At 44.1% G+C, this 16281-nt stretch carries 15 protein-coding genes; 1 reads left to right on the top strand and 14 read right to left on the bottom strand.

Annotation, left to right across the window (positions count from 1 at the left end):
- Positions 1-515 precede the first annotated feature (515 nt).
- Complete coding sequence (locus tag EDM56_RS25595) at positions 516-1487, bottom strand: acetyl-CoA carboxylase carboxyltransferase subunit alpha (protein ID WP_122920776.1); 972 nt, start codon at positions 1485-1487, stop codon at positions 516-518.
- Between the two features lie 16 nt (positions 1488-1503).
- Positions 1504-1971: a MarR family winged helix-turn-helix transcriptional regulator gene (locus EDM56_RS25590; RefSeq protein WP_122920775.1), complete on the bottom strand. Its 468-nt coding sequence runs from the start codon at positions 1969-1971 to the stop codon at positions 1504-1506.
- 272 nt (positions 1972-2243) lie between these two features.
- Between EDM56_RS25590 and EDM56_RS25585 the strand changes: the two genes are divergently transcribed.
- Positions 2244-2468, top strand: coding sequence for a DUF7677 family protein (locus EDM56_RS25585; protein ID WP_183192586.1), 225 nt, complete (start codon positions 2244-2246; stop codon positions 2466-2468).
- 107 nt (positions 2469-2575) lie between these two features.
- Here EDM56_RS25585 and EDM56_RS25580 read toward each other — a convergent pair whose 3' ends face one another.
- The 12 genes from EDM56_RS25580 to EDM56_RS25525 all read right to left on the bottom strand — a co-directional run bounded on the left by EDM56_RS25580 (position 2576) and on the right by EDM56_RS25525 (position 16157).
- Positions 2576-3814, bottom strand: a complete 1239-nt coding sequence (locus EDM56_RS25580) for an ArgE/DapE family deacylase (RefSeq protein ID WP_122920774.1) — start codon at positions 3812-3814, stop codon at positions 2576-2578.
- Positions 3815-3833: 19 nt separating this feature from the next.
- Positions 3834-5243 (bottom strand): allantoinase AllB, encoded by a 1410-nt coding sequence (allB, locus tag EDM56_RS25575; protein WP_122920773.1) that lies wholly within the window; start codon positions 5241-5243, stop codon positions 3834-3836.
- A 73-nt stretch (positions 5244-5316) separates the two neighbouring features.
- Positions 5317-6297 carry an ABC transporter ATP-binding protein gene (locus EDM56_RS25570; protein WP_122920772.1) on the bottom strand — a complete coding sequence of 327 codons (981 nt, stop codon included), beginning with the start codon at positions 6295-6297 and terminating at the stop codon, positions 5317-5319.
- The gene (locus EDM56_RS25565) at positions 6287-7303 is read right to left on the bottom strand and encodes an ABC transporter ATP-binding protein (RefSeq protein ID WP_122920771.1); all 1017 of its coding nucleotides are present in this window, start codon (positions 7301-7303) and stop codon (positions 6287-6289) included. Before EDM56_RS25565 ends, EDM56_RS25570 begins: the two co-directional genes overlap by 11 nt.
- Before the next feature lie 9 nt (positions 7304-7312).
- On the bottom strand, positions 7313-8221 hold the full coding sequence (locus EDM56_RS25560; RefSeq protein WP_122920770.1) for an ABC transporter permease: 909 nt from the start codon (positions 8219-8221) through the stop codon (positions 7313-7315).
- Positions 8222-8224: 3 nt separating this feature from the next.
- Positions 8225-9163 carry an ABC transporter permease gene (locus tag EDM56_RS25555; RefSeq protein WP_122920769.1) on the bottom strand — a complete coding sequence of 313 codons (939 nt, stop codon included), beginning with the start codon at positions 9161-9163 and terminating at the stop codon, positions 8225-8227.
- Between the two features lie 108 nt (positions 9164-9271).
- Entirely contained in the window at positions 9272-10798 is a 1527-nt protein-coding gene (locus EDM56_RS25550) for an ABC transporter substrate-binding protein (RefSeq protein ID WP_122920768.1), read from the bottom strand.
- Positions 10799-10873: 75 nt separating this feature from the next.
- Positions 10874-11842: a sugar phosphate isomerase/epimerase family protein gene (locus EDM56_RS25545; protein WP_122920767.1), complete on the bottom strand. Its 969-nt coding sequence runs from the start codon at positions 11840-11842 to the stop codon at positions 10874-10876.
- Entirely contained in the window at positions 11835-12914 is a 1080-nt protein-coding gene (locus EDM56_RS25540; protein ID WP_122920766.1) for a sugar phosphate isomerase/epimerase family protein, read from the bottom strand. Before EDM56_RS25540 ends, EDM56_RS25545 begins: the two co-directional genes overlap by 8 nt.
- Before the next feature lie 231 nt (positions 12915-13145).
- Entirely contained in the window at positions 13146-14384 is a 1239-nt protein-coding gene (locus EDM56_RS25535; protein WP_183192585.1) for an allantoate amidohydrolase, read from the bottom strand.
- Positions 14385-14431: 47 nt separating this feature from the next.
- Entirely contained in the window at positions 14432-15094 is a 663-nt protein-coding gene (locus EDM56_RS25530; protein ID WP_122920765.1) for a GntR family transcriptional regulator, read from the bottom strand.
- A gap of 154 nt (positions 15095-15248) precedes the next feature.
- Positions 15249-16157 (bottom strand): LysR family transcriptional regulator, encoded by a 909-nt coding sequence (locus EDM56_RS25525; protein ID WP_122920764.1) that lies wholly within the window; start codon positions 16155-16157, stop codon positions 15249-15251.
- Positions 16158-16281: the final 124 nt, after the last annotated feature.

Raw genomic sequence — 16281 nt, 5'->3', positions numbered from 1 at the left:
TAAAAAATCCCAACCTTTCTAATTTAATTGTAAATTAGGAGGTTGAGAGTTTACACAGAATATTTTACAGACTCGCTTGCGCCAACAAGCTTCTCCATCACATCTACTTTATCCTTAATAAAGACCAGCCCTACCAAGTCTAATACCATAATTATCCACTACCCTTCACGCCAATGAAGGATTATTCGTTTTGCTCAAAAAACAGTATACCAGCGCTTAAAACATTGTCTACACTGAAAAGCTTGACAAACATTAGCTGGTTTGGTTTTCACTGAACATTTAGCACAAGTGTTCTATAGTGTTTTCTAACTACTTCAACTACTGCATTCATTAACATTCGCCCAATTCCTATTCGGCGCACTTTTGATGAGAACTCAACAAATACATTAAGATCACTTTCCTCATTTACCTTTCCTTTAATTTGTGATCCAAAAATTCGTATATGATGAGCAAGTGACTCGTAGCTATCTGAAGGATTTGAGAGTCGTAATTGGATGAGCCGCTCTTGTTCTTCTCTATTTTTCCTCTTCAGTTCCGTTTATGATTTCAATTTTCCCCATCTCTCTATACTTTTCATATCGCTGTTGTGTAAGCTCTTCTGGAGACATTCGTACCAATTCTTTTAGAGATGATTCGATTACAAATTCAATCATTTCCGCCTGCCCTTTTATATCATTTTGTGCTCCACCTTTCACTTCAGGAATGATTTGATCAATAATTCCTAAGTGCTTCAAATCTTTTGCTGTAATTTTCATGTATTCAGCCGCTTTTGGAGCATACTTAGCATCTTTCCATAATATCGATGCCGCTCCTTCCGGAGAAATAACCGAGTACCACGAGTTATCTAGCATATGAATATGATTACCGATACTAATACCAAGGGCTCCACCACTTGATGCTTCTCCTATTACAATACAAACAATTGGTACTTTAAGTGTTGCCATTTCAAATAAATTACGAGCTATTGCCTCAGAAATTCCACGTTCTTCAGATTCTTCCCCAGGATAAGCACCTGATGTATCGATAAATGTAATAATTGGGCGAGAAAATTTTTCTGCTTGCTTCATAAGTCGTAAAGCTTTTCTATAACCTTCTGGGTGTGCCATTCCAAAATTTCTTTCTATACTTTCCTTTGTGTTTCTACCTCTTTGGTGACCAATAATTGTAACAGGCATGCCTTTAAATTTCGCAATTCCACCTATTATTGTTTTATCATCTCCATATAGTCGATCGCCATGAAGTTCGATAAAATCTGTAAACAATAATTGAATATAGTCCAATGTTGTAGGGCGGTTACGAAGCCTAGCAATTTGAACTCGCTGATATGGTGAAATGTTAGTATAAATTTCACCTTGCATTTTATTTAAACGTTCATTTAAGGCATGAATTTCTGAAGATAAATCAAGACCATTTTTTTCCATATACTTCTGTAATTCATCAATTTTTTCTTTTAATTCTATAATTGGGCCTTCAAAATCCAAACTCATTCATGGACTCCTTATATTACGATTTTCCATTCCTATTTATGGAGAATGATTTAGATATCGAATCGATTAATAGTTCAAATCCATTGACAACTATTTTTCGTTCTGATTCTGATAAATTATTGAGAATTCCTTGATAAAAACTTATCGATTGCTCCCGTAAAGAATTAACAGTTATTTGCCCTTTTTCTGTAAGATGCAGATAAAGCTCCCTTCTGTTATTTTCATTTACTTCACGGCAAATTAGCTCATTTTTTACCAACTTGTCTACTAATCTACTTACCGATGATTGTTCTAATTTAAGCTTGTTAGCTAATTCCCAAATAGTTAATTTCTCGAGCTCTAGTTCTTCTAACGCCATCATTTGAGAAACCGATAAAGGTTTTTCAAACAGATCTTTTGGAATTCTTTCTGGTTCGAGAATTCCAGTCAATCTTATAAATTTTTTAATATCTGTTCTTAGTTTCAAGGCATCTTCTCTATTCATAAGAAATTAATTTCTCCCCTAACTAATGTGTTATACATAATATGTACTATACATTAATTTCATTATACATGAAATTCAAATAATAACAAGTTACCGCCTTATTTCACATCCAAACATTTTGGATTACCAGTCGACCGTCATACTCCAAGCTAAAGAAATTAGTAGCCCTTTTTGGTCTTACCCCGTACTGACGGGCAGATTTCCACAATGCAATATATTAAAATATGGATGATGAAAGGCTGCTTAAAGGTAGATTCAATTTGGAGGTTACTATGCAAAAGTTAAGCAATTCCTTCAGTGGCGCACTTAGAGCTTTTTCCTTCTGGATAGCAAATGGTACTGTGGGACTGCCATTACTTGAAGGTATTGATTATTCTTGTATATTTAATGAACCGAGTGCATTAGAACAAGTTTATGCCATCTTTGCAAATGTGATCGAGATGGATGATCTAGGAATAGTTTGCAATGCCAAAGGGAATTATTTTGGAGTTAGCTGAGAAAATCAAACAATGACAACAGCCACTATTCCTTAGGAAAAAGTGGCTGTGAGGCACAAAGTGTCGGGTTCCGTGTTGCTTAGAGTATACGCTTATGGGAATGTCACCTATTTCTTTAACAAATCATACAGAGTTAACGCAACAATTTTCGTGGCCTTCACCAAGTCATCAATACGGACATGCTCATCGGCCCTGTGGCCGTTTGCTTCCAGCAAGGTTTTAGGCCCAGCTCCAAACATAACGGTCGGTACACCCGCTTCATAGAAATGTCTTGCATCGGCATAAAGTGGAATTCCATTTATCTCCAATCGCCCGTCCATGATTTCTTTCCAATTTGTTCCTAACGTCTGAATCAATTGTTCATCCTCGTGAACTGGTCCAAAGTTGTTTGCTAAAAGAATTCGCTCTACCTCTACTTCAATGCCTTCATAATCTCGAATCGCCTGCTCAACCACTTGCTGGATTTCCTGTTCCGCTTGCTCTCCGCTCTCCTCCGGAATCAGACGCCGATCCACACGAATCGTACACAAGTCAGGAACCACATTCGTATTAATTCCCCCAGAGATTAAACCTACTACCAACGTAGGTGATTCAATTCCCGGGACGGCTGATTTGATGTTGCCAAGTGACTCGCGATATACATACAAGGCGTGTAGCACCCCGCTCATTGCCTGTATGGCGTCAAAACCCGTATGCGGTGCCGCAGCATGAGCGGATTTCCCCTTCACTCGTATTTCTAGGTGCAAACATCCGTTATGGGCATTGACAATCGAATGTGTGAACCCTGCTACGATAGCCATATCAGGTTTGATATACCCCTTATCCATTAACCACTTTGGACCAATACCGCCACCTGTTTCTTCATCGAACGTAAACACCAACGATACTTTTCCATGCAATTGCTCCGACACGTTTCGAAGGGCCATCAGGGCATATGTATAGGTCGCGATATCAGACTTGGAAACAGCTGCTCCCCTTCCATACAGTTTCCCCTCTACAATTTCTCCCCCGTATGGATCATAGGTCCATCCCATTCCCGGGGCAACGACATCCCCATGAGCATTCAAGGAGATTTCCGGACCTTCCCCCTGCCCGAACGCGGTCGTTGAAAGGACATTCGCCACACGGATCATCCCGTTGGCCTTGACCTCCTGTTCATCCACTTCTAGCAATTGAATCGCTTCGAATTGAAAATCTTGCAACCGTTTATAAATATGTTCAGCTATCGCGTAACAATCTCCAGGTGGGTTATCGGACGGGATCGCAACAAGCTCTCGTAAAAATTGAATCAGTTGCTCCTGATTGTTTTCCACCCATTGCAAAATTTCTTTTTTGGCTTCGCTCATACTTGTTTCCCCTTTACATTCATTTTTCGTAACATCGTTGATTCAATTTTAAATAAACTGGATTTTTCTGAAATGGGATGAATTGTCCAATGGGCTGCCCGACAATCCCTTCATGTAAATCAAACACTACCTGCCCTCTCACGAATGTTTTTGTCACCCGGCAATGAATCGTTCTGTTTAGATACGGGCTATGCTTATGACGGTAATAGAGGTTTTCTTTTTTTACGACATAGGATTGATTCGGATCGATCAAGATCATATCCGCGTCTTTGTCGATCGCGATTTCACCTTTTGTTCGTAAGTGAAACCTTTCGGCCGGATTGGTTGAAATCATTTTGACAAATTCAGTCACCGGTACATTCCGCTTTTTCACTGCCTCATCAAACATGAGGTCAACATTGTTTTGGCAGCCTGTAATTCCGCCCCAAACTTCAAACATATTATTGGTTTCGCTTTGCTTCATTTCTGGCGGACAAGGGGAATGGTCCGAGGTTAACATATCAATTTGGCCTCGTTGTAATGCTTCCCATAGCTTCGCTTGCTCCCAATCATCCCGCAATGGGGGCGAACATTTGGCTGCTGAGCCTATTTCTTCAAACTGACTAGTCGTAATCGTAAAGTAGTGCGGACATGATTCCAGTGTTACATCCAGTCCTTCATTTCGTGCTTTCCAAATTACTTCTACCGAATCCGCACTGCTTATATGAACAAAGTGCAGCTTGCAACCCGTCTCTTTTGCGAAAAATAATGCGCGCTTGACGGCATCTACTTCGGTAAAAATAGGACGAGATGCCACATAATCGGAAGCCGTTACCTTTCCTTGTTTGATCTTTTCCTCGGCGAAACGGTCCGTGATCTCGGCATTTTCAGCATGAATCGATAAGAGATGGCCAAGCTCGGCTATTTTTTTCATTCCAGTATAAAGGGTATAGTCATTCACATTTTTAAAATCATCCGGCAAGTCGCTTCCGCATGTAGCCATGAAACATTTGTAAGCAACTACACCTGCATCAGATAACTCTTGCAAATGTTCAAGATTGCCCGGAACCAAACCACCATAAAAAGCATAATCGACGTAATTTTTCCCTTCGGCAGCTGCAAGCTTTGCATCAAATGCCTCTTTTGTCGTTGTTGCAGGCAATGCGTTCAAAGGCATATCCACGTAGGATGTGGTCCCTCCAGCCGCGAGTGCTTTTGTCCCGCTTTCAAACCCTTCCCATTCCGTGCGCCCTGGTTCACAGATATGAACATGCGTATCGATCATCCCCGGCATCACAAATTGACCTGCCGCATCAACCACTTGGTCTGCTGTTTCATCGATTCTGTCAGCAATCGCAACAATCTTACCGCTTTGAATGGCTAGATCCACCTTTTTGACTTCATCCCTGAAAACGACGTTACCATCCCTTATAAGTAAGTCATACTTCATGGCGGGCTCCCCTCTATCATTCTCATTTTGTAAGTGTCGTTACTTGCTTACCCGATTTTTCATTGTTTAGTTTTCAAATGGTGCTTTGCTCCACATGCAGTAACTCTTCGGCTCGGAAACATGAGCAGAAATGGCTATTTCCAAAATCCTTGAGATCTGGATCTTGCCCGACACATTTTGCCTGACTATACAAGCATCGTTTCGCAAATCGGCAACCAAGCTCAGGATCAATGGGGCTAGTAAGCTCTCCGATCAGTTTGACCCGCTGCATCTTTTGGCGAATGTTAGGGACGGGTATGGCAGAAAGCAATGCTTGTGCATAAGGGTGAATCGTCTTTTTAAACAATTCATCGGCCTCTGCGATTTCAACAAGCTGACCAAGATACATGACCGCGATCTTGTTAGAAAAATATTTGACGACAGATAAGTCATGGGTGATAAAAAGATAAGTCAGACCGTATTCAGCCTGCAGATCCTTAAGCAAATTCAAAACCTGGGCCTGAATCGAAACATCCAAAGAAGATACGGGTTCATCACAAACAATGAATTGTGGAGTCAAGGAAAGCGCTCTTGCGATTCCAACGCGCTGTCGCCGTCCCCCATCGAGTTCGTGGGGATAGGAATTGACAAGTCTTTCACTCAATCCAACCACATCCATTAAGCGCCTGACTTCGGCATCAAGCTCTGCTCGATGCTTTACTTTTTTATGGATCAAAAGCGGTTCGCCAATAATTTCACTAACGGACATCCGCGGATTCAGAGAGGAAAACGGATCTTGAAAAATGATTTGAAGATCTTTTCGCAAATCATGAATCTGCGCCTTATTCATCTTGCAGATGTCTTGCCCATTGAAGAGAATTTCCCCACTTGTCGCCTGATGAAGTCCTAATATTAATCGGCCTATCGTTGACTTGCCACAACCGGATTCTCCTACAAGTCCCAACGTTTCCCCCCGCTTAATACTGAAAGAGACATCATCAACAGCATGGAGAGTTCCGTTTTTCGATTTAAAATGTTTTTTAAGGTTTCGAACCTCTAAAATATTATCCGCCATGGTTGATTTCCTCCTTCATAAACGTAGGGGACTCAAACTTGCCCTCGTGAATCAGACATTTCACGAAATGAGTTCCTGCCACATTCGTCATCTCCGGTTTGAAAATCGAACAGGGTTCACTCCGATACGGGCAACGCGGATGGAATGAACAGCCTGACGGCAAGTTGGTAGGGTCTGGCATCTGCCCTGTGATCGGCTTTAGCTTATCAACTTTATCATCAAGCGTAGGAATGGATGTAAAAAGACCGATCGTATACGGGTGATGTGGATGTTCAAAAATCTCCTCGATCGTTCCGGTTTCCACAATCTCACCCGCATACATGATGGCAACCCTGTCACAAACTTGAGCAACAACACCAAGATCATGAGTAATGAGCAGTAGCGAAGTGTTGAATTTCACTTTCAAATCATTCATTAACTCTAGCACTTGGGCTTGAATCGTTACGTCAAGCGCTGTCGTTGGCTCATCTGCCAAGATCAGTTTTGGCGAACAGGCGATACTCATGGCGATGACAACACGCTGCTTCATTCCGCCTGAAAATTGATGGGGATACTCATCATACCGATCTTTCGGAATCCCGACCATTTCCAACATTTCTCCAGCCTTTTGTTCCGCCTCGGCTTTGCTGCAATTCTCATGGAGATGAATCACTTCCGCAATTTGGTCGCCAACTGAATAAACCGGATTAAGGCTCGTCATGGGATCTTGAAAAATCATCGATATTTTATTTCCTCGGATGTGACGCAGCATATCTGTTTTTGCTTGGAGAAGATCTTCCCCCTCATAAAAAATTTCGCCGCTCGTGATCTTGCCTGGAGGGTTTGCCACAAGCTGCAAAATGCTGAGCGCTGTTGTTGTTTTCCCTGCACCCGTCTCACCCACCAGCCCGAGGCTTTCTCCAGAACCCAAACTCAAATCAAGAGAGTTCACAGCATGAACGATTTCATCATCTGTTCGATACTCAACCGTAAGATTCTTAATTTCCAGCAGTTTTCTTCCAGTCATAGCTGCCTCCTAATTCTTCAATTTAGGGTCCAATGCATCACGCAGCCCATCCCCGAGCAGATTGAGTGAAAGAATGGTTAGCATAATCGCGATACCGGGGAAAGCGCACACCCACCATGCATATCGTATATACTGCCGCCCACCACTGAGCATGGCACCCCATTCAGGAGCTGGAGGCTGAATACCTAGACCGATGAAGCTTAAGCTGGCAATGGAAAGAATCGAACCGGCGATACATAACGTTGCCTGGACGATGACGGGAGCCATGGAATTGGGAATGATGTGGCGAAAAATAATTCTGAAATCACTGGCACCAATCGCTCGGGCCGCTTCAATATACTCTTCGTTGCGGATTGCCATAACGGATGCCCTTACGATGCGAGCAAATGGCGGAATATTCGAAATGCTAATCGCAAACAACAGATTACCCATGCTCGGTCCAAGCGCAGATACGATGGCAATGGATAACAAAATACTTGGGATGGCAAGAAAAATATCCATGATCCGCATAATCGCGTTGTCGACTGCTTTGGTTCCATAACCGGCAATTGCTCCAAGTACACCACCTACAACTGCAGCAATGAGAATGGTCACAAACGAGATCGGAAGTGAAACTCTGGCGCCATGAACAATTCGTGCAAGAATATCTCTTCCTAATTCATCCGTCCCAAGCCAATGGCTGACTGACGGTGGTTTCAGGCGTAATGCGGCACTTTGTTGAATGACCACTGTGTTGTAATCAAACAAGAAATTTGCAAAAATAGCCAAAAGACTGATGATCGTTACTATGGCTAAGCCAGCAATGGCCATTTTATTCTTTTTTAACCGTTTCCAGATCGAAACCCACTGCGACTTTTTTTTCTTTCGCAAGATGATTTCCGTATTTTTGTTCTTGCTCGGTATGATTGTTGTATTCATCCTCTACACCTTCTTCATCTTGTACTGTGCTCTTATACGCGGATCAAAATAGGCGTACATGATATCAGTGATAAGATTAATAACCGTAAACATGGTTGCCATGACGAGGACAATGGCTAATACAACAGGTGTATCTTTTAATTTGATGGTTTCAACAAGAAGCCTGCCGATGCCGGGCCACGAAAAAACGGTCTCGACAAGCACTGCACCGCCAATTGAAAATCCGAACTGCAAACCCGCCACGGTAATAATGGGGATCATCGCATTACGAAGCGCATGTTTTATAATGACTTTAAACTCCTTGACTCCTTTCGCTCGTGCTGTTCGGATGTAGTCTTGTCGTATGGTTTCTAGCATGGAAGAGCGTGTCATTCGCGTAATGATGGCAAGTGAGTTCGCACTTAACGTAATGGCAGGAAGGACTAACGACTTTGCTCCATCGAAGTTAGCCGATGGAAACCACCCTAAATTAGCCGCTAGTATGAGAATGAGCATGAGCCCTAACCAAAAGTTTGGCATGGAAACGCCGATTAGCGCTGCAAACATCGAAACCGAATCAATGGCGGAATATTGCTTTGCTGCTGAAATCGTCCCCAGCGGAATCCCTAGCACGATCGCAAAAATGAGCGCAGAGATGGCTAGAATGATGGTACTTGGAAATCTTGCTTCAATTTCCGCAGAAACGGCTTGTTTTGTTGAATAAGAAATCCCAAAATCGCCTTGAATCACATGTCCAATATAGTTGATATACCGAACAAAAAATGGCTTATCAAGACCAAGCTCCTTCGTCATAGTAGCATGTGCCTCAGCGGTGTAGTTATCACCTAGATACATTTCAACAGGATCACCAGGAGTAAGATCCATAATGGTAAAAACAATAAAGCTTACCCCCAATAATACGGGAATCAACATGGCCAACCTACGTAGTATAAATTTATACATCTGACAACCTCCAAACTTCTAATTGACTCTTCAATCGGTTTTTGCCAGACCATCGGTTTATTTTAAGTTACATGCCGATAAGAATCGGCATGTAACTTGGATCAAACACTATTTTTCAAAATACGTGCCGTAAATGAAATGCGTTTTTCCTGGATATAGGTTGAAGCCCTTGACCGTCGCCTGCATGCCGGCATTTAAATGCTCGATTCCGATTGGGACAAGCGGAAGTTGCTCAGCAACAATTTTTTGTACGTCTGCATAAAGTTTCTTCGCCTCATTAGGATCAGTTGTCTCGCTGGCTTTGTCTAATTTTTCATCTACTTCTTTCGTTGACCAGAACGAACGGTTGCCCGAAAGTCCAAATGCTTGCGTATGATACATGGCTCTTAGCATACTATCAGGGTCGATCGATGTTTTTGACATGAAGAACAGGTCATGTTCCCCTTTTCCGGTAGCTGAATAGTATTTTCCTTGCTCCATGGTCTTGACTTCAACATCAATCCCTATTGCTCTCAGTTGGCCCTGAATGACGACTGCAGCATCTCTTGGAATCTGGCTATCCGGAACCCAAAGCGTCGTCTTGAAGCCATTCGGGTGTCCAGCTTCTGCAAGCAAGCTCTTCGCCTTGTCAAGATTGAAATCATACGTAACGGAATCCGGCACAAAACCAACTACGTCTGGCGGAAGCATCGTGTTGTGAGCTGGCGTTGCTACACCGTTAAAGACGATATCGATAATGTCCTTCGTGTTAAGGGCATATGCGATGGCTTGCCTTACACGAACATCATCAAAGTACTGCTTTTTGGTGTTGAACCCGAGATACCAAACCGTTGTGCTCGTTACTTCTTCCAGTTTCAGTTTTTGATTGCTCTTCACTTTATCCAAATCCGTTCTGGCCAAATCATAAGCTAAGCCAATTTCGCCTGTTTCGAGACCAACAGTTCGGTTGAGCGCTTCAGGAATCTGTCTGAAAATCAATTTCTTGACTTTCGGTTCGCCCCGGTAATAATCAGGAAATGCTTCCAGAACGACATCGCCGCCGAGATCCCATGAAACGAACTTGTATGGACCAGCGCCGACGGGGTGTGCATTAAAATCTTTATCACTCGAAGCTGCTTTTTTGCTGAGGATTGATGCTGCATCAAGTGTAAGCCGATACAAGAGAGCATTAAATGGTTGTGATGTCACAATTTTCACTGTGTAATCATCGACAATAACGATGTCTTTAATGATGAGGTAGTTGTAATTGACGCCATCGTTTTTTATCGCTCGTTCAAGACTAAATTTCACATCTTCCGCTTTCATTTCTTCCCCATTGTGGAACTTGACACCCTTGCGAAGATGGAAAACGGTCGTCGTGTCATTTTCTACTTCCCACGATTCTGCAAGTGCAGGAACCAGCTTCATTTTGCTATCAAGTGCGACAAGCCTGTCAAAAATCTGCGTTGTCACTCGGTAGGATGCAACCGACGCCTGGATTTGAGGGTCCATATAAACTGGCGCGTCTGGAATCCCAACAATGAGAGTATCCTCTGTCCCACCACTCGTACCGTTTGCAGATTGACTTGAGCACCCGGCAATCACACTGCCAATCAGAAGAAATACGATGACGAAAACTGAAATTTTCCTCCCCATTTTGTCACACCCCTCACTTTTTATTCAGAATATTCAGTCTACAAATAGAGGACTTGTAGGCTAGTAACCTCATCCTTACACAACTTGTCGTGTAAGAAACGAGGTAACTTCCCGTATTCGTTCTTCTACATCTCCCACTAGTGGTTGCCGTGACTCCGAAAGTGGTTCTCCCATCGAGATCCATGTTGCCAACTCCGCAATACCGTTATCGGGATGCATCTCAAACCAACCTTCCGTCCGAAACGGTGTTTCAAGTTCAGCTCGGTGAATCTCTCCCCAATACCAAGCATCTGGATCACTTTCGCTAATTTTACTGATCAGGGCCGGCCAGTCGATGCATCCTTTCCCAACCGGGCAGAGCAATCGGGCATAGCCTTGACCGCTCCACAAGAGGCGTCCATCGTCAACCATGACTTGCCCAATGCGACCGGCAAGACGGTTTGCTGCTGCAATCGGATCCTCCATGCGTACGATTAGGTTCACAGGATCGAAGGCAACGCCGAAAAGATCGGGTTCGAGTACTTCGAGCAGTCGACGAACCTCCCAAGACGTGATCTCCTCGTGTGTCTTGATGAGCACCCGCGATCCGAGCGAACGAAGATCGGGTTCAAGTCGTTTCAAGAAAGAGGAAACCTCTTCCAACTGATCGGACCAACCCACCGAACGATCAAAGCGGTCCTCTTCCTTCCCAACAACTAGCATCACATCGGATTGTCCGAGCAAAAGAGCTGCCTCTGTCAGCTTACACACCCCTTTTGCCAGGTCTCCATTTCCGACTTTTAATGCTTCAGAGGAGCGCTCAGGCCGGTAAGGATTCAGCATCCCTATCCCGAGCCCAAGTGTAATGCCCGATTCCTGTGCGACTTGCCGAATGTCTTCCAATTCCCACTGATCCAACGTCGGGCTGGCATTGAGAGCGGTTCCAATAAAAGAGCCTTTTAGCCCATACTGTAGCGCCTTTTGAACCGAATCGCGCACATCAAAGGATGGACCGCACAGATCTTTTGCGAAAATTCCGATATTTACAGGCATCTTGTCAAGCATGAGCACCAGTTCCTCTCTTGATGCCAAGTTCCTTACAAATCCCTTCAATATGCTGTTTGGAGAACGCGATAGCTTGAATCGCTTCAGGGTACTCAAAGTTCTCTGCGTGTAGCTTCTGCCAGCTCTTGACCATTCCTTTGTGGATCCGATCCGTGTAGTCACGAGCGAGTTCAAAATAAGCTGCAAATTCTTCTCGTGAGAGATCGGGATGTCCCGCGATCCAATCCGGGTTATAAATTTCAAGAAAGTGTGGCTCACCTTTCAGAGCTCCCAGTCGGGGAGTATCACATTCAATTGTGATGGTAAGGTCAGGATTATACTTGTTCAATTCAGTAAACACCGCTTTAAAATCGACAACACCTGATCCGCACATACGTTGCTGGTAATAGGCACCCTCATCAATTAGTTCAACATAACCGTCCTTCAGGTGTGTTTGACGTACGTATGGAGCAATCCGCTTAGCGGCATAGACCGGATGCTCCCCTCGAATCAGTATGTTACCTGTATCAAAGACGATACCTACAACATCCTCACCGACAGCCTCGATCAGACGAAGAATTTCAAAAGTGGTAATCTCCTCGTGTGTTTCAAGATTCATATGAATCCCGAGGTCCAAAGCAATGGGCTTAAGCTTCATCATGAAGCGCCGTGTGGCCTCCAACTGGTCTTCCCAGGCAACATCGGTTCGGAAGCGGTCAGTCGTGAATCGTCCTCTGTACGGTTTGATTCCTGCCGTGGAAATCCACAGTTCTCGAATATCAAATTCTGCACAGGCTTCCATCATTTTTCGAAATCCAAGCAGCGTATCCCCATCACCAATTTGTCGGATCTCTGGTGTTTCAGGAAGTGCAAAAGGATTTACCTTTCCAAGACCTGCTTCAAGATAGAGCCCGAGCTCGTCGGCTCGCTGACGGACTTCACGGAGTACTGCTCTATCAAGGTTTGGACTTACATCGAGGATGGTTCGAAAAAACACACCTTCCATTCCAAGACTTTTTGCATGATCGAGAGTGCCTACCGGACCTCTCGCTTTAGCCTCCGGTATTTTTCTACCGTCAATTCCAATACGCATCGATACAACTTCCTTTCCAAGTTGATTTTTATTAAAATCATTCAGTATTGACTGAACAATTTATGTAGAACGTTGAGAACCTTTGCTCCATCTCCAACCGCTGCTACGTCAACTAGGGAAATTTGTCTTGAAATGACCTCCGGCACTTTCGTAAGAATGGCTCTTTGCGTGAAGGAACATTTGCAGCCCCTTACATTCTGAAACGAAAGCAGTAGGCAATGCTGTCCGATTTTATGTGGTCAGGTGAAGCGCGACATTCAGGAGCACCGATGCACCCTCTAGAATGTCTTCGGGCGAGGCATATTCATCCGGATGATGGCTCAATCCTTCTCTACACCTTACAAAGATCATCCCGATATTCGTAATTGGGGCTACAGCCATGGCGTCATGCCCCGCTCCACTTACCAGGCGTAACGGCTTCATTCCTAGCTCCACCAATGCCGCTTCAATGGTCTCTACGAACTGTGGTGTGCATATGACAGCCGGAGACTCCATTACACTTCGGAAGTGACAGACCAATCCGCGTCGTTTGGCGATTCGGTGGAATTCCTCGATCATGGCAAACAAAACCCTTTGCTTCGTACCATCATGGAGACTGCGTACATCCAACGTCCCCTCCACCATACCAGGGATTACATTGCTGGCTCCCGGATGAACCACCAGCTTCCCTACAGTGGCAACCACGATTTCATTCTCCAGAGAAATCCTTTCGACAGCTTGAATCATTTCAGCAGCCCCGACCAAGGGATCTCTTCTTATCCTCACAGGAACGGTTCCGGCATGGCCCGCTTGACCTTCTACCCTGAATTCATAACGCGACTGTCCAACTATCCCGGTTACTGCTCCGCAAGATTGATCGAATTCCTCCAGAACCGGTCCCTGTTCAATATGCAGTTCCAAATATCCAAGGATCGATTGCGGATTACGGGCCGCCTGCCGAAAGTGATCAGGTTCCATGCCCATCGCCTGCATGGCCTCCGCTACTGTTACGCCCTCTTGATCGCGAGCCTGTAAATCTTCTTCACGCAAAGCCCCAGCAATCGCCCTGCTACCCAGGAGTGTGGTATGGAAACGAGTTCCTTCCTCATCGCAAAACCCGATCACTTCAATAGGGTTTTTTGGGACGATCCCGCTCTCATGCATTGCATGTACCACTTCAATCCCTGCGATCACCCCAAGAATTCCATCATACTTTCCAGCTTCGGCAACCGAATCAAGATGTGATCCGATCAGGAGGACCCGAGCATCCGGGTCCGTTCCCTCATATCGTCCGATGATATTACTCAACGCATCCCATCGAACCTGCATTCCCGCTTCCTGCATCCAACCAGCAACCAAACGGTTAGCCTGTTCGCTTTCTTCTGTAAAGGAAAGGCGGGTCACGCCTCTCATCGATCGGCTGCATTTAGCCAATTTCTCGATACGTCCAATCATTCTTTCGACATTCATACATTTTTGCAAGGTCTTCAATCCTTCCTCACCTCCATCTGAATCAGAATTGTTTTCGTTTGATGTTATTATGATAAAATTTTGTTTATCGAAAGAATATTTAGGTGAGAATCACGCGCATGCTTTGTCACGATACTTTTGGCTACTTGTTCATTCTTCATTTCAATGGCTTCCACAATTTGCAAATGTTCCTCTACCATTGTTTTTAGGCTTGATTCCTTTAAGGCCTGGAACAATCCGCGCTGCAATTTATGAATGGTATTTTCGAGGATGGCTGCTAACTGCTTATTGCCGCTGACTTCCCCCAGATACGAATGAAACCCGATGTTTACCTTCATAAATTCTTTTCTAGCCTCCACGGAATCCACATCAAATTCCCGAAGAGCCAGCTCTTTAAACCGTTCCAGTTGAATTTTTGTGATGTTCTGAATCGCCAATTCGACGCAAGCCTTTTCGAGAATGATCCGAAGTTCAAATAAATCCTTTAGCTCTTGAAAGGAAAATTGCGAAACGATGTACCCTTTATACGGAATTACTTCAACCAATCCTTCAAACTTCAATCCATTTAAAGCTTCTCTTACTGGGGTTTTGCTGACCTCCAACTCGGCAGCCAATTCACCTTCGCGGAGAAAAGTTCCTGGAGAGAGTTCATCATAAATAATTTTTTGCTTTAAATACTGGTATACACTTTCTGCTCTTGATTTTTGCTTATCCTCTAAAATGGTAATCACTCCTATGGTTCAACAATCATATCTCCAAAATATACCAGTGATATATCTCTAATGTATCAGCCTGTTTTTCGTTTTGTCAATATTTAAATTTTTAGAAAAATTCGACATAAAAAAAGAGAGCTCCAACTTATAGCCCCCTATTCTTTTCCAGCTCTTATCCTTCATCCACCTTAACCGGATTAAGGATCATCTGCTGAGTAATTTCAATAAACTTACGGACGCAATACGGCACGTACTTCTCTTTCTTCCAAATCAGCCCCAGCTCCAGGCAAATGTCGGCATCATGCAAAGGACGTGCTACAACTGCGGGATGGGCCAGTTCGCTGCAGATTTTGCTCGGCAGAAAGGTAATCCCTAGCTTCGCTTCCACCAGCTCGACCAAAAAGTCTTTTTGGGAACTCTCACAGACGATTTTCGGAGCGAATCCGTGCCTGTCGAACTCTTCTAAAATACGGTCGTGCAGCGAAAAGTCTTTCCGATACAGGATCAGCGGCTCACCTACGATTTCCGACATGCGGATATACGGTTGGGCAGCCAGCCTGTTATCCTTGTGAACCACGAGCATCAACGGATCCTTTAATAATTTCATCCCTTCAAAATCGTCGTTCTGCAGTGGATAACTGCAGACCAATCCAACATCGAGCGAGCCCTCCTCAATTCCCTGTTTGATCATTTTCGTGCCTACTTCGGTCAAACGGATATCAATATCGGGATACATCGCTTTGAACTGGATGATGATTTTTGAATAAAAGGCCGCTCCTACGATGGGAGGGATTCCGATCCGAATTTCGCCCTTTTTGATTTCCATCACATCGTTTAATTCCGACGTAAGGTTATGAAACGATTCCAGGACGTTTTTGGCGTTCGTCAACACCGCTCTACCCGCGTCCGTTAGCTCCAGCTGTTTCGTCGAGCGATAAAACAGCGGGACACCTAGATCAGCTTCCAGACTCTTGATCGCTTTGCTGATGGAGGGCTGTGATACGTACAAGGCTGCAGCTGCTTTGGAAAAGCTCAAATGCTTGGCCACCTCTGAAAAATACGCCAGATGACGAATGTCCACGTTGAGTCACCCCACTCTTTATAACTAAAATGCATAAAGAATTTTCCGAATATATATTATTGCCATAATGACCATTATTGTACAATACATACAAGTCAGTTGCATGGGTTTTGTGAATCCCCCT

Origin of the sequence: Brevibacillus fluminis (assembly GCF_003710825.1) — a bacterium.
GTDB classification, from domain to species: Bacteria; Bacillota; Bacilli; order Brevibacillales; family Brevibacillaceae; genus Brevibacillus_D; species Brevibacillus_D fluminis.
This window is presented reverse-complemented; position numbering and strand designations above follow the sequence as displayed.

Coding starts and splice junctions, on each gene's coding strand:
- EDM56_RS25595 (WP_122920776.1), bottom strand. CDS start 1,487: ATGAGTTTGGATTTTGAAGGCCCAATTATAGAATTAAAAGAAAAAATT.
- EDM56_RS25590 (WP_122920775.1), bottom strand. CDS start 1,971: ATGAATAGAGAAGATGCCTTGAAACTAAGAACAGATATTAAAAAATTT.
- EDM56_RS25585 (WP_183192586.1), top strand. CDS start 2,244: ATGCAAAAGTTAAGCAATTCCTTCAGTGGCGCACTTAGAGCTTTTTCC.
- EDM56_RS25580 (WP_122920774.1), bottom strand. CDS start 3,814: ATGAGCGAAGCCAAAAAAGAAATTTTGCAATGGGTGGAAAACAATCAG.
- allB (WP_122920773.1), bottom strand. CDS start 5,243: ATGAAGTATGACTTACTTATAAGGGATGGTAACGTCGTTTTCAGGGAT.
- EDM56_RS25570 (WP_122920772.1), bottom strand. CDS start 6,297: ATGGCGGATAATATTTTAGAGGTTCGAAACCTTAAAAAACATTTTAAA.
- EDM56_RS25565 (WP_122920771.1), bottom strand. CDS start 7,303: ATGACTGGAAGAAAACTGCTGGAAATTAAGAATCTTACGGTTGAGTAT.
- EDM56_RS25560 (WP_122920770.1), bottom strand. CDS start 8,221: ATGAATACAACAATCATACCGAGCAAGAACAAAAATACGGAAATCATC.
- EDM56_RS25555 (WP_122920769.1), bottom strand. CDS start 9,163: ATGTATAAATTTATACTACGTAGGTTGGCCATGTTGATTCCCGTATTA.
- EDM56_RS25550 (WP_122920768.1), bottom strand. CDS start 10,798: ATGGGGAGGAAAATTTCAGTTTTCGTCATCGTATTTCTTCTGATTGGC.
- EDM56_RS25545 (WP_122920767.1), bottom strand. CDS start 11,842: ATGCTTGACAAGATGCCTGTAAATATCGGAATTTTCGCAAAAGATCTG.
- EDM56_RS25540 (WP_122920766.1), bottom strand. CDS start 12,914: ATGCGTATTGGAATTGACGGTAGAAAAATACCGGAGGCTAAAGCGAGA.